General features: G+C 48.6%; 21 protein-coding genes. 12 read left to right on the forward strand and 9 right to left on the reverse strand.

The window, feature by feature from the left end:
* Positions 1-10: 10 nt before the first annotated feature.
* Together dgcZ and ydeI are read right to left on the reverse strand one after the other, a co-directional pair.
* Entirely contained in the window at positions 11-901 is an 891-nt protein-coding gene (gene dgcZ, locus QUE34_RS09795; protein ID WP_105268489.1) for a diguanylate cyclase DgcZ, read from the reverse strand.
* 254 nt (positions 902-1,155) lie between these two features.
* Positions 1,156-1,548 carry a YdeI family stress tolerance OB fold protein gene (gene ydeI, locus QUE34_RS09800; RefSeq protein ID WP_000671737.1) on the reverse strand — a complete coding sequence of 131 codons (393 nt, stop codon included), beginning with the start codon at positions 1,546-1,548 and terminating at the stop codon, positions 1,156-1,158.
* Between the two features lie 275 nt (positions 1,549-1,823).
* Here ydeI and QUE34_RS09805 point away from each other — a divergent pair, with 275 nt between their 5' ends.
* Positions 1,824-2,342 (forward strand): 2-oxo-tetronate isomerase, encoded by a 519-nt coding sequence (locus QUE34_RS09805; RefSeq protein ID WP_001024558.1) that lies wholly within the window; start codon positions 1,824-1,826, stop codon positions 2,340-2,342.
* Positions 2,343-2,386: 44 nt separating this feature from the next.
* Here the strand turns inward: QUE34_RS09805 and dcp are convergent, their stop codons facing one another.
* Positions 2,387-4,432, reverse strand: coding sequence for a peptidyl-dipeptidase Dcp (gene dcp / locus QUE34_RS09810; protein ID WP_103253638.1), 2,046 nt, complete (start codon positions 4,430-4,432; stop codon positions 2,387-2,389).
* Positions 4,433-4,568: 136 nt separating this feature from the next.
* On the opposite strand from dcp, the gene ydfG reads away from it, so the two are divergent.
* From ydfG to ydfZ, 3 genes are all read left to right on the forward strand, one after another.
* Positions 4,569-5,315 carry a bifunctional NADP-dependent 3-hydroxy acid dehydrogenase/3-hydroxypropionate dehydrogenase YdfG gene (gene ydfG, locus QUE34_RS09815; protein ID WP_000636571.1) on the forward strand — a complete coding sequence of 249 codons (747 nt, stop codon included), beginning with the start codon at positions 4,569-4,571 and terminating at the stop codon, positions 5,313-5,315.
* 88 nt (positions 5,316-5,403) lie between these two features.
* A complete protein-coding gene (gene rspR / locus QUE34_RS09820) occupies positions 5,404-6,090 on the forward strand; it encodes a DNA-binding transcriptional regulator rspR (protein ID WP_000215549.1) in 687 nt (228 codons plus the stop codon).
* Positions 6,091-6,266: 176 nt separating this feature from the next.
* On the forward strand, positions 6,267-6,470 hold the full coding sequence (gene ydfZ, locus QUE34_RS09825; RefSeq protein WP_000214712.1) for a putative selenium delivery protein YdfZ: 204 nt from the start codon (positions 6,267-6,269) through the stop codon (positions 6,468-6,470).
* 35 nt (positions 6,471-6,505) lie between these two features.
* On the opposite strand, the gene QUE34_RS09830 is transcribed toward ydfZ, so the two are convergent.
* The 5 genes from QUE34_RS09830 to QUE34_RS09850 all read right to left on the reverse strand — a co-directional run bounded on the left by QUE34_RS09830 (position 6,506) and on the right by QUE34_RS09850 (position 12,258).
* The gene (locus tag QUE34_RS09830; RefSeq protein ID WP_103253595.1) at positions 6,506-7,966 is read right to left on the reverse strand and encodes a mannitol dehydrogenase family protein; all 1,461 of its coding nucleotides are present in this window, start codon (positions 7,964-7,966) and stop codon (positions 6,506-6,508) included.
* 89 nt (positions 7,967-8,055) lie between these two features.
* Complete coding sequence (ydfJ, locus tag QUE34_RS09835; protein ID WP_286338957.1) at positions 8,056-9,423, reverse strand: MHS family MFS transporter YdfJ; 1,368 nt, start codon at positions 9,421-9,423, stop codon at positions 8,056-8,058.
* A 57-nt stretch (positions 9,424-9,480) separates the two neighbouring features.
* Entirely contained in the window at positions 9,481-10,500 is a 1,020-nt protein-coding gene (locus tag QUE34_RS09840) for a Zn-dependent oxidoreductase (protein WP_032303095.1), read from the reverse strand.
* A gap of 11 nt (positions 10,501-10,511) precedes the next feature.
* Complete coding sequence (gene rspA, locus QUE34_RS09845; RefSeq protein WP_001354684.1) at positions 10,512-11,726, reverse strand: starvation-sensing protein RspA; 1,215 nt, start codon at positions 11,724-11,726, stop codon at positions 10,512-10,514.
* Between the two features lie 205 nt (positions 11,727-11,931).
* On the reverse strand, positions 11,932-12,258 hold the full coding sequence (locus tag QUE34_RS09850) for a YnfA family protein (protein WP_001314753.1): 327 nt from the start codon (positions 12,256-12,258) through the stop codon (positions 11,932-11,934).
* Between the two features lie 134 nt (positions 12,259-12,392).
* On the opposite strand from QUE34_RS09850, the gene QUE34_RS09855 reads away from it, so the two are divergent.
* Together QUE34_RS09855 and speG are read left to right on the forward strand one after the other, a co-directional pair.
* Positions 12,393-12,734, forward strand: a complete 342-nt coding sequence (locus QUE34_RS09855; protein WP_032303097.1) for a DUF1283 family protein — start codon at positions 12,393-12,395, stop codon at positions 12,732-12,734.
* Positions 12,735-12,768: 34 nt separating this feature from the next.
* Positions 12,769-13,329 carry a spermidine N1-acetyltransferase gene (speG, locus tag QUE34_RS09860; RefSeq protein WP_001138584.1) on the forward strand — a complete coding sequence of 187 codons (561 nt, stop codon included), beginning with the start codon at positions 12,769-12,771 and terminating at the stop codon, positions 13,327-13,329.
* 2 nt (positions 13,330-13,331) lie between these two features.
* On the opposite strand, the gene QUE34_RS09865 is transcribed toward speG, so the two are convergent.
* Entirely contained in the window at positions 13,332-14,042 is a 711-nt protein-coding gene (locus QUE34_RS09865; protein ID WP_103253696.1) for a YnfC family lipoprotein, read from the reverse strand.
* A 107-nt stretch (positions 14,043-14,149) separates the two neighbouring features.
* Between QUE34_RS09865 and QUE34_RS09870 the strand changes: the two genes are divergently transcribed.
* From QUE34_RS09870 to dmsD, 6 genes are all read left to right on the forward strand, one after another.
* Complete coding sequence (locus QUE34_RS09870) at positions 14,150-14,455, forward strand: DUF1161 domain-containing protein (RefSeq protein ID WP_103253694.1); 306 nt, start codon at positions 14,150-14,152, stop codon at positions 14,453-14,455.
* Positions 14,456-14,653: 198 nt separating this feature from the next.
* Positions 14,654-17,080, forward strand: coding sequence for a selenate/tellurate reductase subunit YnfE (gene ynfE, locus QUE34_RS09875; RefSeq protein WP_129708342.1), 2,427 nt, complete (start codon positions 14,654-14,656; stop codon positions 17,078-17,080).
* Between the two features lie 60 nt (positions 17,081-17,140).
* Positions 17,141-19,564: a selenate/tellurate reductase subunit YnfF gene (gene ynfF / locus QUE34_RS09880; RefSeq protein WP_077756966.1), complete on the forward strand. Its 2,424-nt coding sequence runs from the start codon at positions 17,141-17,143 to the stop codon at positions 19,562-19,564.
* Between the two features lie 10 nt (positions 19,565-19,574).
* The gene (gene ynfG, locus QUE34_RS09885; protein WP_032184287.1) at positions 19,575-20,192 is read left to right on the forward strand and encodes a DMSO reductase like molybdoenzyme iron-sulfur subunit YnfG; all 618 of its coding nucleotides are present in this window, start codon (positions 19,575-19,577) and stop codon (positions 20,190-20,192) included.
* Position 20,193: 1 nt separating this feature from the next.
* Positions 20,194-21,048: a selenate reductase membrane anchor subunit YnfH gene (gene ynfH / locus QUE34_RS09890; protein WP_103253692.1), complete on the forward strand. Its 855-nt coding sequence runs from the start codon at positions 20,194-20,196 to the stop codon at positions 21,046-21,048.
* 42 nt (positions 21,049-21,090) lie between these two features.
* Positions 21,091-21,705: a Tat proofreading chaperone DmsD gene (gene dmsD / locus QUE34_RS09895; RefSeq protein WP_032303100.1), complete on the forward strand. Its 615-nt coding sequence runs from the start codon at positions 21,091-21,093 to the stop codon at positions 21,703-21,705.
* The last annotated feature ends 104 nt before the right edge of the window (positions 21,706-21,809 follow it).

Here is a 21,809-nt window from a genome sequence, read left to right on the forward strand (position 1 = left end):
TAAACGGAGCTTAAACTCGGTTAATCACGTTTTGTTCGTCAATAAACATACAGCGATTTCTTCCGGTTTGCTTACCCTCATACATTGCCCGGTCCGCTTTTCCAATGACCACATCCAGAGGCTCTTCAGGAAATGCACGACTCACACCAGCAGTCACGGTAATGTTGATATGCCCTTCAGAATGTGTGATGGCATGGTTATCGACTAACTGGCAAATTCTGACACCTGCACGACATGCTTCTTCATCATTAGCCGCTTTCACAATAATGATAAATTCTTCGCCACCGTAGCGATAAACCGTTTCGTAATCGCGCGTCCAACTGGCTAAGTAAGTTGCCAGGGTGCGTAATACTACATCGCCGATTAAATGCCCGTAGGTATCATTAACCAATTTAAATCGGTCAATATCCAACAACATTAAATAAAGATTCAGAGGTTCAGCGTTGCGTAACTGATGATCAAAGGATTCATCAAGAACCCGACGACCCGGCAAACCCGTCAAAACATCCATATTGCTACGGATCGTCAGCAAATAAATTTTGTAATCGGTTAATGCCGCAGTAAAAGAAAGCAACCCTTCCTGAAAGGCGTCGAAATGCGCGTCCTGCCAGTGATTTTCAACAATAGCCAGCATTAATTCCCGACCACAGTTATGCATATGTTGATGGGCAGAATCCATTAGCCGAACGTAAGGTAATTCATCGTTATCGAGTGGCCCCAGATGATCAATCCACCGACCAAACTGGCACAGTCCATAAGAATGGTTATCCGTTATTTCTGGCTTACTGGCATCTCTCGCGACCACGCTGTGAAACATACTTACCAGCCACTGGTAGTGGGCATCGATAGCCTTATTGAGATTTAACAAGATGGCATCAATTTCCGTTGTCTTCTTGATCATTGCCACTCCTTTTTCACAGTTCCTTGTGCGCGCTATTCTAACGAGAGAAAAGCAAAATTACGTCAATATTTTCATAGAAATCCGAAGTTATGAGCCATCTCTGAGATAACATTGTGATTTAAAACAAAATCAGCAGATAAAAAAGTGTTTAATTCTATAAATTAACTCTGCATTATCGCAATTAAAAGGATGACAAATAGCATAACCCAATACCCTAATGGCCCAGTAGTTCAGGCCATCAGGCTAATTTATTTTTATTTCTGCAAATGAGTGACCCGAACGACGGCCGGCGCGCTTTTCTTATCCAGACTGCCGCTAATGTTGATCATCTGGTCCGGCTGAACTTCTCGTCCATCAAAGACTGCCGCAGGAATAACAACATTAATTTCACCGCTCTTATCGCGAAAAACGTAACGGTCCTCTCCTTTGTGAGAAATCAAATTACCGCGTAGTGAAACCGAAGCGCCATCGTGCATGGTTTTTGCGAAATCAACGGTCATTTTTTTTGCATCATCGGTTCCGCGATAGCCATCTTCTATTGCATGAGGCGGTGGTGGCGCTGCATCCTGTTTTAAACCGCCCTGGTCATCTGCCAACGCATAAGGCATGACAAGAAAACTTGCTAATACAATGGCCTGAAATTTCATACTAACTCCTTAATTGCGTTTGGTTTGACTTATTAAGTCTGGTTGCTATTTTTATAATTGCCAAATAAGAATACTGCCAATTGTTATAAGGCATTTAAAATCAGCCAACTAGCTGTCAAATATTCAGAGAATTTAACTCACTAAAGTTAAGAAGATTGAAGAGTCTTAAACATATTTTCAGAATAATCGGATTTATATGTTTGAAAATTATTATATTGGACGAGCATACAGAAAAAGCAAATCACCTTTACATATAATAGCGTGGACAAAAAACAGTGAACATTAATAAAGATAAAATTGTACAACTCGCAGATACCGACACTATTGAAAACCTGACATCCGCGTTGAGTCAAAGACTTATCGCGGATCAATTACGCTTAACTACCGCCGAATCATGCACCGGCGGTAAGTTGGCTAGCGCCCTGTGTGCAGCTGAAGATACACCCAAATTTTACGGTGCAGGCTTTGTTACTTTCACCGATCAGGCAAAGATGAAAATCCTCAGCGTAAGCCAGCAATCTCTTGAACGATATTCTGCGGTGAGTGAGAAAGTGGCAGCAGAAATGGCAACCGGTGCCATAGAGCGTGCGGATGCTGATGTCAGTATTGCCATTACCGGCTACGGCGGACCGGAGGGCGGTGAAGATGGTACGCCAGCGGGTACCGTCTGGTTCGCGTGGCATATTAAAGGCCAGAACTACACTGCGGTTATGCATTTTGCTGGCGACTGCGAAACGGTATTAGCTTTAGCGGTGAGGTTTGCCCTCGCCCAGCTGCTGCAATTACTGCTATAACCAGGCTGGCCTGGCGATATCTCCAGGACAGCCATTGGTTGTGTTTATACGTTCAAGCCACGATGTTGCAGCATCGGCATAATCTGAGGAGCCTTACCGCGCCATTGTCGATACAGGCGTTCCAGATCTTCGCTGTTACCTCTGGAAAGGATCGCCTCGCGAAAACGCCTCCCATTTTCACGCGTTAATCCGCCCTGCTCAACAAACCACTGGTAACCATCATCGGCCAACATTTGCGTCCACAGATAAGCGTAATAACCTGCGGCATATCCGCCACCAAAAATATGGGCGAAATAACTGCTGCGATAGCGTGGCGGTATAGCAGGAAGATCCATATTTTCCGCCACCAGCGCCCGCAATTCGAAATCATCGACATCCTGTATTGCTTCGTTTTCTTCCAGGCAATGCCAGCGCATATCGAGAAGTGCGGCGCTAAGCAGTTCGCTCATCTCATACCCTTTGTTGAACAGGCTGGCTTTACGCATTTTCTGTTGCAGTTCGTCAGGCATTGCTGCCCCGCTCTGATAATGCCGGGCGTAGCGAGCGAATACCTGCGGATACGTTGCCCAGTGTTCGTTGATTTGCGATGGAAATTCGACAAAATCACGCGGCGTGTTGGTACCGGAAAGCGTGGTATAACGCTGGCGGGCAAAAAGGCCGTGCAGCGTATGACCAAATTCATGGAATAAGGTTATCACATCATCCCAGAGTAACAACGCAGGTTCACCGGCAGCGGGTTTCTGATAATTGCAGACGTTATAAATTACCGGATGCGTTTCATTCAGCGTTGATTGCTCAACAAAATTGCCCATCCATGCACCGCCGCTTTTTGAATCACGGGCGAAGAAATCACCGTAAAATAACGCCAGCCCCACGCCATTATGATCAAAAATTTCCCACACACGAACGTCAGGATGGTAGACAGGAATATCAAAACGTTCGACAAACTTAATACCGAAGAGCTGATTCGCGGTCCAGAATACACCTTCATTCAATACTGTGTTTAATTCAAAATATGGCTTGAGCTGCGCCTCATCAAGATCAAATTTCTCTCGCCGTACCTGTTCGGCATAAAATGCCCAGTCCCAAGGCTGGGCGATAAATCCGCCTTGCTGCTTTTCAATAACCGTCTGAATAGACGCAAGTTCATCGTCTGCTCGCTTACGCGCGGCCGGGACAATTTCCCGCATAAAGTTGAGTGCTGCTTCAGGCGTTTTTGCCATCTGATCGGCGATTTTCCATGCAGCATAATGAGGGAAACCAAGCAGTTTTGCCTGCTGCGCGCGGATCTCCACCAGCCGTTGAATAATGGCACGGGTATCGTTAGCGTCATTTTTTTCTGCCCGAGTCCAGCCCGCAGTGAATAGTTTTTCACGCGTCGCGCGATCGCGCAGTTCAGCAAGCGCCGGTTGCTGGGTGGTATTCAGCAGCGGAATAAGCCATTTGTTATCCAGACCTTTCTCGCGAGCCGCCTCTGCCGCCAGCGCAATCTCCTGCTCGCTCATCCCAGCCAGTTGCGCAATATCGTCCAGAACCAGACCGCCGGATTTATTTGCCGCAAGTAACCGCTGGTTAAACTGGCTGGTCAGGGTCGCAGCTTCTGTATTAAGAACTTTTAATTTTGCTTTATCAGCTTGTGCAAGTTTGGCTCCGGCAAGGACAAAACGTTGATGAATAACCTCCACCAGGCGAATGGATTCACTATCAAGCCCCTCGGATTCACGGCGCTGCCAGACAGCATCTACTCGCGCGAATAATTCACCGTTCAGATAGATATCATTAGCCAGTTCTGCCAGTTCAGCGGAAAACTGCTCATCAAGACGCTGTAATTCATCATTGGTATGCGCCGCAGTCATCGCAAAAAAAACGCTGGTGACGCGGGTCAGCAGTTCCCCACTCTGCTCCAGTGCCAGAATAGTATTGTTGAAATCAGGTGTTTGCGGGTTGAGCTCAATGGCGGCAATTTCGGCCCGCTTTTGCTGCATTCCCTCATCAAATGCCGGTCGATAGTGATGATTGGCAATTTGATCAAAATGGGGAGCCAGATACGGCAGTGTGCTTTGCACAAGGAAAGGATTCATTGTTGTCATTTTCTTCTCCTGAACGCGAGGTGTTCCATAGCGTAGGCTTACTGATAACGGAGTGCAATCTTGCAAACCAGTATTACCCGCTCTTAAGCATCACGTGCTATGTTATTGACACACAAAAGCGTTGAGGAACAGTGAGATGATCGTTTTAGTAACTGGAGCAACGGCAGGTTTTGGTGAATGCATTACTCGTCGTTTTATTCAACAAGGGCATAAAGTTATCGCCACTGGCCGTCGCCAGGAGCGGTTGCAGGAGTTAAAAGACGAACTGGGTGATAATCTGTATATCGCCCAACTGGACGTTCGTAATCGCGCCGCTATTGAAGAGATGCTGGCATCGCTTCCTGCCGAGTGGTGCAATATTGATATCCTGGTAAACAATGCCGGTCTGGCGCTGGGCATGGAGCCTGCGCATAAAGCCAGCGTTGAAGACTGGGAAACGATGATTGATACCAACAACAAAGGCCTGGTATATATGACGCGGGCCGTCTTACCGGGTATGGTTGAACGTAATCATGGTCATATCATTAACATTGGCTCCACGGCAGGCAGCTGGCCGTATGCTGGTGGTAACGTTTATGGTGCGACGAAAGCGTTTGTTCGTCAGTTCAGCCTTAATCTACGCACAGATCTGCACGGTACGGCAGTACGTGTCACAGACATCGAACCGGGACTGGTGGGTGGCACCGAGTTTTCCAATGTCCGCTTTAAAGGTGATGACGGTAAAGCGGAAAAAACCTATCAAAACACAGTTGCATTGACGCCAGAAGATGTCAGCGAAGCCGTCTGGTGGGTGTCAACGCTGCCTGCTCACGTCAATATCAATACCCTGGAAATGATGCCGGTTACCCAAAGCTATGCCGGACTGAATGTCCACCGTCAGTAATTTTTATACCCGGCGTAACTGCCGGGTTATTGCTTGTCACAAAAAAGTGGTAGACTCATGCAGTTAACTCACTCACAAGCAAGAACGAATGACCGTCGAAACGCAACTTAATCCCACACAGCCTGTCAATCAGCAGATTTATCGTATTCTTCGCCGCGACATTGTCCATTGCCTGATTGCACCAGGCACACCGTTGTCGGAAAAAGAAGTTTCTGTTCGTTTCAATGTGTCACGCCAGCCGGTTCGTGAAGCCTTTATTAAACTGGCGGAAAACGGCCTGATTCAAATTCGTCCGCAGCGTGGCAGCTACGTCAACAAAATTTCCATGGCCCAGGTGCGCAACGGCAGTTTTATCCGTCAGGCCATTGAGTGCGCGGTGGCGCGTCGGGCGGCGAGCATGATTACCGAAAGCCAGTGCTACCAACTGGAACAAAATCTTCACCAGCAACGCATTGCCATTGAGCGCAAGCAACTGGATGATTTTTTTGAACTTGATGACAACTTCCATCAACTCCTGACGCAGATTGCCGACTGTCAACTGGCGTGGGATACCATTGAGAACCTGAAAGCGACCGTTGATCGCGTGCGCTATATGAGTTTCGACCACGTTTCTCCACCAGAAATGCTGTTACGCCAGCATCTTGATATTTTCTCTGCCCTGCAAAAACGTGATGGCGATGCGGTAGAACGTGCAATGACGCAACATTTGCAGGAAATCAGCGAATCCGTGCGCCAGATCCGCCAGGAAAACAGCGACTGGTTTAGCGAAGAGTAATTCATTTCCTCTCATCCCATCCGGGGTGAGAGTTTTTCCCTCCGTCATATGGCTCATGCATGCATCAAAAAAGATGTGAGCTTGATCAAAAACAAAAAATATTTCACTCGACAGGAGTATTTATATTGCGCCCGTTACGTGGGCTTCGACTGTAAATCAGAAAGGAGAAAACACCTATGACGACCTACGATCGTAACCGTAACGCAATCACCACTGGCAGCCGTGTTATGGTTAGCGGCACCGGTCACACTGGCAAGATCCTGTCGATTGATACTGAAGGTCTGACCGCTGAGCAAATCCGCCGCGGAAAAACCGTAGTTGTTGAAGGTTGTGAAGAGAAACTGGCACCTCTGGACCTGATTCGTCTCGGCATGAACTAAGCGTGTGAATGCCGCCGATGGCGGCATTGCTTTTTTTACTTCACGGAATATTTCGCCACGGTCGCTTTTGCGCCATGCGCTAATAAAGACAAGTACGCTTCCGTCACTTTTGCAGTAAACAAGCTATTGCCCGGTAAATCATCACCAAAGATCGCCTTAATCGCCAGCAATGACTGGACGCGCGCTTTCCCTTCAGCACTACTTTGTACTGCCTTCTGAATAACAGGTAACAGTGGGTCACTGATTTCTATCTGATTTCCCTGTTCATCAACACCACCGACATAACGCATCCAACCCGCGACGCCCAGCGCCAGCAGATCGAACTTGCTGTCATGCGCCAGATGCCAGCGAACAGAATCCAACATCCGCTGTGGCAATTTCTGGCTGCCATCCATCGCAATCTGCCAGGTTCGATGACGTAGCGCCGGGTTGCTATAGCGTTCAATTAATCGGTTAGCGTAATCTTGCAAATCAACGCCCTGCACTTTCAGCGTGGGCGCTTGTTCCTGCAACATCAAGGCATACGCTGCATGATGATAATGTTCATCTTCCATGCAGTCATTAATGTGCTGATATCCGGCAAGATACCCCAGATACGCCAGGAATGAATGACTGCCGTTGAGCATGCGCAACTTCATCTCTTCATAAGGCAGCACATCACTAACCAGTTCGGCTCCCGCTTTTTCCCATTCCGGACGTCCGGCAACAAAGTTATCTTCTATTACCCACTGGCGGAAAGGTTCACAGGCAACGCCAGCAGGATCGCGCACACCGGTAAGTTGTTCGATTTTCGCCAGCGTATCCTCCGTCACTGCGGGCACAATACGGTCCACCATTGTTGATGGGAAAGTCACGTTTTCTTCGATCCATTGTGCCAGTTTTACATCAACAGCTTGCGCGTAGGAAGTGACAACGTCACGCATAACATGACCGTTTTCTGGCATGTTGTCACATGACATGACGGTAAATGCGGGAAGTCCTGCCGCTTTACGGCGAGCCAGCGCCTCAACAATCACCCCTGTTGCAGTTTTCGGCTGGTGGGGATTTTGCACGTCGGCAACGACCATCGGGTGATCGAGCATTAACTGTCCGGTCGCCGGAGAGTGGAAATACCCTTTTTCGGTGATTGTCAGAGAGACAATCGCGATTTGCGGTTCACACATCGCAGCCAGCACGGTTTCTAAGCCATCTATTTGTATGTGCAAGGCTTTTTTAACGACGCCAACGACGCGAGCCGTCCACGCATCGGCCGACATTTCCGCAACGGTATAAAGATTATCTTGCTGTTGTAAATCGGCAATTTGCTGTTCGCCGCCGATTAAATTGACCTCATAATATCCCCAGTCACTGAAATGTTCCGTAGCAAGAATATCGGCATACACGCCCTGATGCGCACGGTGAAATGCACCAAAGCCTAAATGAACAATTCTTGGGGCCAGGTTATTACGATCATAAACAGGGAGCGTCGCTTTTGCTGATAACAAATTATTTCCCATAACAATTCCTTAAATTTAAATATGGCAAGCTGCATGTTTTGTTATATGAATAAAAAATCCCCTCTCCGGTAAGAGAAGGGATGGAGGATTTACAGACTTCTTGAAGGTTGCGCAGCTGTTACAACACGCGGTTGATCTTCCGCGGCATCTTCCAGTGCACTTAAATCACGGTCTTTCACTTCTGGCATTTTCAGCGCAGAGATTAAACCAATCACTGAATATGCCATGATCATAATGGCGATCGGATACCAGGATTCCGTCATGGTGCAGAAAATACCCGCCAGGATAGGACCAAAACCGGAAGCGATAAGACCACCAATTTCTTTAGAAATGGCCATCCGGGTAAAGCGGTTTTTACAGCCGAACATTTCTGCCATGGTAATGTTTTCCAGAGCAAATAATCCCAGCACCGCACAGTTATGAATCACAATCAGTGCAACCATAATGGTGCTCGGGGCATAGCTTTTATCTACGATGATAGAAAGCATTGGCCACGCCAGCACAATCGCAGAGGTATTCATAATAATATACGGGATCCGGCGACCAATTTTATCGGATAACCAACCAAGGAACGGAATGGTCATAAAGCCGAGAATCGAACTGATCATCAATGCATCTGTTGGAATTGCTTTGTTAAACAATAACGTCTGCACTAAATAGCCTGCAAGGAAAGTCTGAATTAAACCTGAGTTACCAGCCTGACCAAAACGCAGCCCTATTGCCAGCCAGAAGGATTTGCTCTGGAACATGCTACCAGCAGGTGCAGGTTTTGCTGTCGGTTGGTTGCTGTCGTTAACCTTCTCAAAGACCGGGCTTTCTTTCAGATTCATACGCAACCAGATAGCAAAGACCATCACGACAACGCTCGCCAGGAACGGTATACGCCATCCCCACGCCAACAGTTCCTCTTTACTGAGAATGAAGAACATAAAGGCCCAGATTGCCGTTGCGCTCAAGGTTCCGCAGTTAGTCCCCATAGCAACAAATGAGGAGATAATTCCGCGCTTACCTTTTGGCGCATATTCCGCCAGCATCGTACCGGCACCGGAAATTTCCGCGCCTGCCCCCAGCCCCTGAATAATACGCAGCGTCACCAGCAAAATTGGCGCAAACACACCAATTTGTGCATAGGTCGGCAGCACACCAATTAAGGTGGTACAGATCCCCATCATAGTGATGGTAATAAAGAGCACTTTTTTACGCCCGATTCTGTCGCCCATTTTGCCGAAAATAAATGCTCCGACAATACGCGCCACATAACCTGCACCGTAGGTTCCCATTGCCAGAATTAACGCCATTGCCGTTGATGATTCAGGAAAAAATATTTCATGAAACACTAACGCTGCGCCGAGCGAATATAACTGGAAATCCATGAATTCAAGCGCAGTGCCCAGCCATCCCGATACTGCTGCTTTCACCAAATCCTTAGTGCTTCTTTCGTGTTTTTCTATTGTCATAATGGTTATCTCTAAAAAAGAGGTAAGATGCGTACTACTTACTCGCCGTTATTGGTATTATTCAGAAAAAGTGAGTAAGACTTTGCAGCAATGCTTTTGATCCTGTTCAAATAAACTAATGGCATCAGCAACATGCTGGAAATCAAACGTATGGGTAATTAGTTTTTCTGGTTTAATTAACCCTTTACTTAACCAGTCGATAACGACCGGGAATTTATTTGCATTTAAGCGTGAAGAGAAAATAGAGAGTTCTTTTCCGGTAATTCCTTGCTGAATCACCTCAGACGGTTCACTGGAGAAGCCCATCAATACAATACGTGCCGCTGGAGAAGCCAGCATTACGGCTTCTTTCAGGATTGAAGGATGACAAGCCGCATCGATAATTAATGTCGGCTTTATGCCTTTTTCAGCGAAAATCTCGCCAAGCGGTGTCTGGCTGTTATTAATCGCCCAGTCTGCCCCGCTCTCTTTCGCTTTTTCCAGTCGTTCATCAATGCGATCGGCAACAATCACATTCTTAACGTTATAGACGCCTTTTAATACCTGAACGATTGTCAGGCCGATTGGACCTGCACCGTAAACCAGAACGGTATCATTTTCAGTCGGTTGACCATGACCGGTAACGTTAGCCGCAATGGTAAAAGGTTCGATCATCACCGCATATTGATCGGCCACTGCTTCAGGAATTTTCCACGCATTTTTTGCCGGCACCACGGCATATTCACTGAAACCACCGTCAGCGTGCACACCTAATACAGCCAGTGTCGTACAAACGTTCGGCTTACCTATAGAGCACGGATAGCAATGCCCACAGCTGACCACCGGATCGACAGCAACGCGTTCACCGACTCTGTCGCTTTCCACGCCTTCACCCACTGCATCAATGACGCCAAAGAATTCATGTCCAATGACGCGCGGATATTTCGCAAAAGGATTATGCCCACGATAAATATGGCTATCTGAACCACAAATTCCGGCAAGTTTCACTTTTACTCGTACTTCACCCGCTGACGGGGTGGGTATTTCGCGTTCGATAATTGCCAGTTGATTCGGTTTTTCAATTAAAATGCTTTTCATTATCTTACTCCTTACCAGTTCCACAGCGTGCCATCTTCCAGACGTGCGACTGGCAGATAAGCAGGTTCATAGGGATATTTCGCCGCCAGCTTTTCATCGAATTCGATGCCAAGACCCGGTTTGTCTCCCGGATGCATATAGCCGTTATCGAAAGTCCAGTTGTGCGGGAAGACTTCAAGCATTTGTTCGGAATAGCCCATGTATTCCTGGACACCGAAATTGGGGACCCACAGATCAAAGTGCAGCGCCGCAGCCATGCAGACTGGTGACAAATCGGAAGGACCGTGTGAGCCAGTACGTACCTGATACAACGAAGCAAAATCGGCAATCCGGCGCATACCGGTAATCCCCCCCGCGTGAGTCAGCGTGGTGCGGATATAGTCGATAAGTTGCTCTTCAATCAGCTGTTTGCAGTCCCAGATGCTGTTGAAGACTTCACCCACTGCAATTGGCGTGACGGTGTGTTGGCGAATCAGGCGGAAGCATTCCTGGTTTTCCGCAGGCGTCGGGTCTTCCATCCAGAACATGCGATAATCTTCAATGCTTTTACCAAAGCGCGCCGCTTCAATAGGCGTTAAGCGATGGTGCATGTCATGCAGCAAATGTTCATTAAAACCAAACTTGTTACGTACCGCGTCAAACAATTTCGGCATGAAATCGAGGTATTTCTCCGTCGACCACAGCTGCTCTTCCGGCCACTGTCCTTTGGTTGCGGGTTCATAAGCCAGACCTTTGCCTTTCGACATGCCGTAGGTGGTTTTCATACCAGGGATTCCGCACTGCACGCGGATGGCTTTGAATCCCAGCTCCTGATGACGGGCATAATCATCCAGAGCTTCATCAATACTGTGACCGGTGGTATGGCAATAAACCATCACCCCTTCACGAGACGCGCCGCCGAGTAACTGGTAAAGCGGCATGTTGGCAGCTTTGGCTTTAATATCCCACAGCGCCATATCAACCGCTGAAATGGCCGACATCGTCACCGGACCGCGACGCCAGTACGCACCTTTATAGAAAAACTGCCAGATATCTTCGATACGCTGTGCATCGCGACCAATAAGCTGCGGACAAAGGTGATCCTGCAAATAAGAGGCCACGGAAAGCTCACGTCCATTGAGGGTGGCATCCCCAAGGCCCGTAATACCGTCCTCAGTGGTGATTTTTAATGTGACGAAATTACGCCCCGGACAGGTAACAAAAACTTCAGCCTTTACGATCTTCATGTTCGATTCCTTGCATCGCTTGTCGTGATGCATGAAATCTACGCAACTGAGCTACTACCATACAAGTATGAAGATCGAAAAAAGCCGGAGTGATCACAAAAAAAGGCGTATATTTGCGCCGTGAATGGTTGACAAAAGATGAAATAGAATACCTTTTGTCAGCTGACACTTCCTTGTATCTTATTGATAAAATGGATTTATGTCCTTACGCGCGCCCCCAGCCCGCAACAATGATCAACATGCCGCAAAGCGCAATCAACGCCCCCGTCCAGTCATAAAGACTCAGTTTCACGCCATCCACAACGCGCAGCCAAATCAACGCCGTGCAGACATAAACGCCACCATAAGCCGCGTAAACACGCCCACTCGCCGCAGGATGCAACGTTAACAACCAGACAAATAGCGCCAGTGAAATCCCCGCCGGAAGCAACAGCCAGATACTGGCGTTTCGTTTTAACCACAACCAAGGCAGAAAGCATCCAATAATTTCACACAGCGCAGTAGCAAAAAACAGTAACGTTGTTTTAATCATCTTTGTCACTTATTGACATCATGTATAGTTATAGGGCGACATAATATCATCAATATAAACATCCTCCCGGTGCGTTTTGCGTTCACAGTGGATGGTGTAGAATCGCCTTTAATCATTCACACAAGGAATGAATTATGAAAGTCACTCTCAGCAAACGAATCGGCCTGCTCGCTTTTCTGCTGCCTTGCGCACTGGCATTGAGCACAACGGCCCATGCCGAAACTAACAAACTGGTGATTGAGTCTGGAGACAGTGCACAAAGCCGCCAGCACGCTGCAATGGAAAAAGAACAATGGAATGACACGCGCAATCTGCGACAGAAAGTGAATAAACGCACTGAAAAAGAGTGGGATAAAGCCGACGCCGCTTTTGATAACCGCGATAAATGCGAGCAAAGTGCCAACATCAATGCCTACTGGGAGCCAAATACATTGCGCTGCCTGGACCGTCGAACTGGCCGCGTTATTACCCCCTAACCTGTTATTGATTTAAGGAATGTAAGGACACGTTATGCCAAGCGCCCACAGTGTTAAGCTACGTCCGCTGGAGCGTGAAGATTTACGCTATGTACATCAACTCGACAATAACGCCAGTGTGATGCGTTACTGGTTTGAGGAACCCTACGAAGCCTTCGTTGAACTCTCTGATCTGTATGATAAGCATATTCACGATCAGAGCGAGCGGCGCTTCGTGGTGGAATGTGACGGCGAAAAAGCCGGTCTGGTGGAGCTGGTGGAAATTAACCATGTCCATCGCCGCGCAGAATTTCAGATAATTATCTCCCCGGAGTATCAGGGGAAAGGTCTGGCTACCCGCGCCGCAAAATTAGCAATGGACTATGGCTTCACCGTTCTCAATCTTTATAAGCTGTATCTGATCGTCGATAAAGAGAACGAAAAAGCAATTCACATTTACCGTAAGCTTGGCTTTACGGTTGAAGGTGAATTGATGCATGAGTTCTTTATTAATGGTCAATATCGTAATGCCATTCGTATGTGCATATTCCAGCATCAGTATCTGGCAGAGCACAAAACACCGGGGCAGACTCTCCTGAAGCCGACCGCACAATAGCATTAATAATAATCTATTGTATTTTTGATGGTATAAACCCGTTCGACGGCGGGTTTTACTCCTTCATCAACAATGATTAGCTGACAGTCCACCGGATTGGCGTGACTGTCATATTCACAGCTCTGTTTTACATTACCTACCCGTTGATTATTCAGTAAAGTAACCGCGGTGTAATCTAATTTTTTGATCGGATCCGTTGATGGCGTGGCGCTGACAGATAATGTTTTGTCGTTACTTTTCGTGGTTTTACCCAGCGGATACCCCTGCTCATCATAGCGATATTCCATCTGCATTTGTTGGCTGCTGGCTTTAATCACGAAGCCATTATCATCGGTTTCCCAACTCACCCCGGCAGAAGGTAATTCTGCTAGCTGGCATTTTCCCTGCAAACGAACTCTTTTCTCCAGTGTCTGGGCATCACGGTAATAATTGGCGTCCAGTACCAGGGCAACCACGGTATTATTTTCCAGATCCAGTAATTCGAGTGAATCAAAACAGCCTTCTTCCGACAAAGTCCCCGAAACACGCTTCGTTACTTCCCCTTGCTCATCCATTAATGTCTGAGTGAAATCTTTTACCGGACCACGCAGCGGATCAAAATCGAATTCATTAGAGAAACTGGCCATCTCAGGGGTAAATGAAAGTGTTACCTCTGTGCGGTCACATCCTGTGAGTAATATCGCGAGTAAGCATGGTAGTAATTTGTATTTCACAACAGTCACCAGACAGTAGAGATGATTCTCAATCATAATAGCAAATACAGTACTTTACACGTTAAATGCTATGCTTAAAGAAGTTATCTTCGCGTAAGGAGCTTATGATGAAACTCTCAACCTGCTGTGCCGCGCTTCTGCTCGCACTCACCTCACCCGCGGTACTCGCCGTCCCGGTTTCCTGTGAGCGCATACAGAGCGATATATTACAGCGTATTATCAATAATGGCGTACCTGAAAGCAGCTTCACGTTAAGTATTGTACCCAATGACCAGGTTGATCAGCCTGATTCCCAGGTCGTCGGGCATTGCGCCAATGATACGCATAAAATTCTTTACACCCGCACCACCAGCGGTAACGTCTCTGCCCCCGCGCAGTCTACTCAGGATGGCGCGCCTGCCGAACCGCAGTAACACATTATTGACTAAACGCCGGATTCAACAGGTCCGGCGATATGAACATACAACATAATCCCGCCTTATTACTCATACCGTTCTATTGATATGGATTAATAATTCTTAACCCAAAATGGGTAGACTCCCTCTATTGTTAGCGCGCTAAATATTCAATATATAAACTTTTATATAACGATAAAGAACAGGGAGTGAGTTATGTCCAAAAATGAACAAATGGTGGGCATCAGCCGCAGAACACTCGTTAAATCTACCGCGATAGGTTCTCTGGCGCTGGCTGCAGGCGGTTTTTCTTTACCGTTCACCCTGCGCAGTGCAGCGGCAGCGGTACAACAGGCCAGCGAAAAAGTGGTCTGGGGTGCCTGTTCCGTCAACTGTGGTAGCCGCTGTGCACTTCGTCTACATGTTAAAGATAATGAAGTCACCTGGGTGGAAACTGACAACACCGGCAACGACGAGTATGGCAATCATCAAGTACGCGCCTGTTTGCGCGGTCGGTCCATTCGTCGACGTATTAATCATCCCGATCGCTTGAATTACCCAATGAAACGCGTGGGCAAACGTGGCGAAGGCAAATTCGAACGGATTAGCTGGGATGAAGCCCTGGATACTATCGCCAGTAGCCTGAAGAAAACCGTCGAACAATATGGCAATGAGGCTGTATATATTCAGTACTCTTCGGGGATCGTTGGCGGCAATATGACCCGCTCTTCGCCATCGGCCTCGGCGGTCAAACGCCTGATGAACTGCTACGGCGGTTCACTCAACCAGTATGGCTCCTACAGCACTGCGCAAATTTCCTGTGCCATGCCCTACACCTACGGCAGTAATGATGGCAACAGCACCACGGATATTGAAAACAGCAAGCTGGTCGTGATGTTTGGTAACAACCCGGCAGAAACCCGCATGAGCGGTGGTGGCATCACTTATCTTCTTGAAAAAGCGCGCGAGAAATCGAACGCAAAAATGATTGTTATCGATCCGCGATATACCGATACGGCTGCCGGTCGTGAAGACGAGTGGATTCCTATTCGCCCGGGCACTGATGCCGCGCTGGTAGCGGGCATTGCCTGGGTATTGATTAACGAAAATCTCGTTGATCAACCTTTTCTCGATAAATACTGCGTCGGCTATGACGAAAAAACCTTACCCGCAGATGCACCAAAAAATGGTCACTATAAAGCCTATATTCTTGGTGAAGGAGACGACAAAACAGCGAAAACGCCGCAGTGGGCTTCGCAAATTACCGGTATCCCGGTGGACCGTATCATCAAACTGGCGCGTGAAATTGGCACAGCAAAACCCGCTTATATCTGCCAGGGCTGGGGACCGCAACGCCAGGCAAACGGCGAGCTGACTGCACGCGCTATTGCGATGTTGCCTATTCTGACGGGCAATGTCGGCATCAGCGGCGGAAATAGTGGCGCGCGTGAATCCACCTATACCATTACCATAGAACGCCTGCCGGTGCTGGATAATCCGGTCAAAACATCAATCTCCTGCTTCAGCTGGACGGATGCTATCGATCATGGCCCGCAAATGACGGCAATCCGCGACGGCGTCCGCGGCAAAGATAAACTGGATGTGCCCATTAAGTTCATCTGGAACTACGCGGGAAATACCCTGGTTAATCAGCATTCTGACATTAACAAAACGCATGAAATTCTGCAGGACGAATCGAAATGCGAAATGATTGTGGTCATCGAAAACTTTATGACCTCATCGGCGAAATATGCCGACATTCTGCTGCCAGACCTGATGACCGTTGAGCAGGAAGATATTATTCCTAACGATTACGCCGGTAACATGGGATATCTCATTTTCCTCCAGCCAGTCACCAGCGAAAAATTCGAACGCAAACCGATTTACTGGATCCTAAGTGAAGTCGCGAAACGTCTTGGCCCTGACGTCTATCAAAAATTCACTGAAGGCCGCACTCAGGAACAATGGTTACAACATCTGTACGCCAAAATGCTTGCCAAAGATCCGGCGTTACCGTCTTACGACGAACTGAAAAAAATGGGTATCTATAAGCGTAAGGATCCCAATGGTCATTTTGTCGCCTACAAAGCATTTCGTGACGACCCCGAGGCAAATCCACTTAAAACGCCTTCCGGTAAGATTGAAATTTATTCCAGCAAGCTGGCGGAAATTGCCCGTACCTGGGAACTGGAAAAAGATGAAGTGATAAGCCCACTGCCGGTTTATGCCTCAACCTTTGAAGGCTGGGACGCCCCTGAACGTAGTACCTTCCCGCTACAACTGTTTGGTTTCCATTACAAATCCCGTACTCACTCGACCTACGGCAACATTGATGTCCTGAAGGCAGCCTGCCGTCAGGAAGTGTGGATCAACCCTATAGATGCACAGAAACGTGGGATTGCCAACGGCGATATGGTGCGAGTGTTTAACCATCGTGGCGAAGTTCGGCTACCAGCCAAAGTGACACCACGCATTCTCCCTGGAGTTAGCGCTATGGGCCAGGGAGCCTGGCACGAAGCCGATATGTCTGGCGATAAAATCGACCACGGCGGCTGTGTGAATACGCTAACCACTCTGCGCCCTTCACCACTGGCGAAGGGAAACCCGCAGCACACTAATCTGGTCGAGATCGAAAAAATATAACCCACTACGACCATAAATTTTGACATGACATTTTGTTTGAAAAGCAATAAGTGAGTAATGATGAAAATCCATACCACAGAGGCGCTCATGAAGGCTGAAATCAGCCGTAGAAGTCTGATGAAAACCTCCGCACTTGGCAGTCTCGCGCTGGCAAGCAGTGCTTTCACTCTGCCATTTTCCCAAATGGTCCGAGCGGCAGAGGCTCCGGTAGAAGAGAAAGCGGTCTGGAGTTCCTGCACCGTTAACTGCGGGAGCCGCTGTCTGTTACGTTTGCATGTGAAAGATGACACTGTGTACTGGGTGGAGTCTGATACGACAGGTGACGACGTTTACGGTAATCATCAGGTTCGGGCCTGTTTACGCGGGCGCTCTATCCGCCGACGGATGAATCATCCTGATCGGCTGAAATATCCCATGAAGCGCGTCGGCAAGCGCGGTGAAGGTAAATTTGAACGGATAAGTTGGGACGAAGCCCTGGATACCATCAGTGATAATCTTCGGCGGATCCTAAAAGATTACGGAAATGAGGCTGTACATGTCCTGTACGGAACAGGCGTAGATGGCGGAAACATCACCAACTCAAACGTCCCGTACCGTCTGATGAACTCTTGTGGTGGTTTTCTCAGTCGCTATGGCAGCTACAGTACCGCACAGATCAGTGCCGCAATGAGTTATATGTTCGGTGCCAATGATGGCAACAGCCCGGATGATATCGCCAATACGAAGCTGGTCGTTATGTTCGGAAATAACCCGGCAGAAACGCGGATGAGCGGCGGTGGTGTCACTTACTACGTCGAGCAAGCCCGCGAACGTTCAAACGCACGCATGATCGTCATTGATCCACGTTATAACGACACAGCTGCCGGGCGTGAAGATGAATGGCTACCCATTCGCCCTGGCACCGATGGCGCACTGGCCTGTGCGATTGCCTGGGTACTAATTACGGAAAACATGGTCGATCAGCCATTTCTCGACAAATATTGTGTTGGTTACGATGAAAAAACGCTGCCCCCCAGCGCACCACGTAACGCGCATTATAAAGCCTATATTCTGGGCGAAGGGCCTGACGGCATTGCTAAAACGCCGGAATGGGCAGCAAAAATCACCAGCATCCCGGCAGAAAAAATTATCCAGTTGGCACGAGAGATCGGTTCAGCAAAACCTGCTTATATTTGTCAGGGTTGGGGGCCACAACGACACTCCAACGGTGAGCAAACGTCCCGCGCTATTGCCATGCTTTCCGTTCTCACCGGTAACGTCGGCATAAACGGCGGCAACTCAGGTGTACGCGAAGGTAGCTGGGATCTGGGGGTCGAATGGTTCCCGATGCTTGATAATCCCGTTAAAACGCAGATTTCCGTCTTTACATGGACAGATGCCATCGACCACGGTACGGAAATGACCGCGACCCGTGATGGTATTCGTGGAAAAGAAAAACTGGATGTCCCCATCAAGTTTTTATGGTGCTACGCCAGTAACACATTGATCAATCAACATGGCGACATCAATCACACCCATGATGTGCTTCAGGATGACAGCAAGTGCGAGATGATTGTTGGCATTGACCACTTCATGACGGCCTCGGCTAAGTATTGCGATATCCTGTTGCCCGACCTGATGCCAACAGAGCAAGAAGACCTTATCTCTCATGAATCTGCAGGGAATATGGGCTATGTGATCCTCGCCCAACCCGCCACCTCGGCAAAATTTGAACGCAAACCCATCTACTGGATGCTGAGTGAAGTCGCGAAACGCTTAGGACCAGACGTTTATCAAACTTTTACTGAAGGTCGCAGCCAGCATGAATGGATCAAATATCTCCATGCGAAAACGAAGGAACGTAACCCTGAGATGCCGGACTACGAGGAGATGAAAACGACCGGGATCTTTAAGAAAAAATGCCCGGAAGAACATTACGTCGCTTTCCGCGCATTCCGTGAAGATCCACAGGCAAACCCGTTGAAAACACCTTCGGGAAAAATCGAAATTTATTCTGAACGACTGGCGACGATTGCGGATACCTGGGAATTGAAAAAAGATGAAATTATTCATCCCCTTCCTGCGTATACCCCAGGTTTTGATGGCTGGGACGATCCCCTGCGGAAAACCTATCCACTGCAGCTAACGGGCTTCCACTACAAAGCGCGTACCCACTCCAGCTACGGCAATATTGATGTGTTACAGCAGGCCTGCCCACAAGAGGTGTGGATCAACCCCATTGATGCTCAGGCACGTGGTATCCGTCATGGCGATACAGTGCGGGTATTTAACAATAATGGAGAAATGCGCATTGTCGCAAAAGTGACTCCGCGTATTCTGCCTGGCGTTACCGCCATCGGGCAAGGTGCGTGGCTTAAAGCGGATATGTTTGGTGACCGGGTCGATCACGGTGGCAGCATCAATATTCTGACCTCTCACCGCCCTTCACCGCTGGCAAAGGGAAACCCGTCGCACAGCAATCTCGTCCAGATCGAAAAGGTTTAAGGAGTAGCCCATGACCACACAATATGGATTTTTTATCGATTCCAGCCGCTGTACAGGCTGTAAAACCTGCGAACTGGCGTGCAAAGATTTTAAAGATCTTGGCCCGGAAGTCAGTTTCCGCCGTGTTTATGAATATGCTGGCGGCGACTGGCAGGAAGATAATGGCGTCTGGCACCAGAACGTGTTCGCTTATTATCTCTCCATCTCCTGTAACCATTGCGATGACCCCGCATGTACAAAAGTCTGCCCCAGCGGCGCAATGCATAAGCGTGAAGATGGCTTTGTGGTGGTTGATGAAGATGTTTGTATCGGCTGCCGCTACTGCCACATGGCTTGTCCGTACGGCGCGCCACAGTACAATGCTGAAAAAGGACACATGACGAAGTGCGATGGTTGTTATTCGCGCGTCGCCGAAGGGAAACAACCCATCTGTGTCGAATCCTGCCCGCTGCGTGCACTTGAGTTCGGTCCAATTGAAGAGCTGCGCCAGAAACACGGTACTCTGGCTGCCGTCGCGCCACTGCCGCGCGCGCATTTCACAAAACCTAATATCGTAATCAAACCTAACGCCAACAGCCGCCCGACCGGCGATACCACTGGTTATCTGGCTAATCCGGAGGAAGTGTAAAATGGGAAATGGATGGCATGAATGGCCACTGGTTATCTTTACCGTATTGGGTCAATGCGTAGTAGGCGCGCTGATTGTTAGCGGAATTGGCTGGTTCGCCGCCAAAAATGACGCAGACCGTCAGCACATTGTTCGTGGCATGTTTTTCCTCTGGCTGTTGATGGGCATCGGGTTTATTGCCTCTGTCATGCACCTGGGATCGCCACTGCGGGCGTTTAACTCGCTGAATCGAATCGGTGCTTCTGGTCTGAGTAACGAGATTGCTGCCGGTTCAATATTTTTTGCCGTTGGCGGATTATGGTGGCTGGTGGCGGTCATCGGTAAAATGCCGCAAGCGTTGGGGAAACTCTGGTTACTTGTCAGCATGGCGCTCGGCGTCATTTTCGTCTGGATGATGACCGGCGTGTATCAAATCGACACTGTGCCAACCTGGCATAACGGTTACACTACGCTGGCTTTCTTCCTGACAGTATTATTGAGCGGTCCAATACTTGCTGCCGCAATTCTGCGGGCAGCCCGCGGTACATTTAATACCACACCATTTGCCATCATTAGCGTTCTGGCGCTGATCGCTTGTGCCGGGGTGATTGTGCTGCAAGGTTTGTCTCTGGCGTCTATTCACTCATCCGTACAACAAGCCAGCACACTGGTACCAGATTACGCCTCCTTACAGGTCTGGCGTGTGGTATTGTTATGCACAGGTCTAGGATGCTGGCTTTGTCCGCTCATTCGTCGCCGTGAACCTCACGTTGCCGGACTTATTCTGGGGCTAATCCTCATACTTGGCGGTGAGATGATCGGGCGTGTGCTCTTTTATGGCCTGCACATGACGGTAGGAATGGCTATTGCAGGTTAACAAATTGGTGCGGGGCAACCCGCACATTTCAGGATGTTAGGAATGACCCATTTTTCACAGCAAGATAATTTTTCTGTCGCGGCGCGCGTGTTGGGCGCACTGTTTTATTACGCCCCAGAGAGTACGGAAGCCGCCCCTCTGGTTACGGTACTCACCAGCGACGGCTGGGAAAACCAGTGGCCGCTACCAGAAGCATCATTAACACCGCTGGTGACGGCGTTTCAAACACAGAGTGAAGAGACTCGAACCCAGGCCTGGCAGCGTCTATTTGTCGGCCCGTGGGCTCTGCCGTCTCCTCCATGGGGATCTGTCTGGCTGGATCGCGAATCTGTGCTGTTTGGCGATTCAACATTGGCACTTCGTCAGTGGATGCGCGAGAAAGGCATTCAGTTTGAAATGAAGCAAAATGAACCGGAAGATCATTTTGGCTCACTGCTGTTGATGGTTGCATGGTTGGCGGAGAATGGTCGCCAGACAGAATGCGAAGAATTGCTGGCATGGCATCTTTTTCCGTGGTCAACACGTTTTCTCGACGTTTTTATCGAAAAAGCAGAACACCCTTTCTACCGTGCGCTGGGTGAACTGGCTCGCTTAACGCTGGCGCAATGGCAATCACAACTGTTGATTCCTGTCGCGGTTAAACCACTGTTTCGATAAAGTTGCCGCAATATTGCCGGATGGCGACAATCACGCGTTATTCGGCAATAATACGTTACAACGTCACGTATTTTATCGCTTTAAGCACGCACTGCTTTTGCCGA

The organism is Escherichia sp. KS167_9B, assembly GCF_030295215.1.
GTDB classification, from domain to species: Bacteria; Pseudomonadota; Gammaproteobacteria; order Enterobacterales; family Enterobacteriaceae; genus Escherichia; species Escherichia coli_F.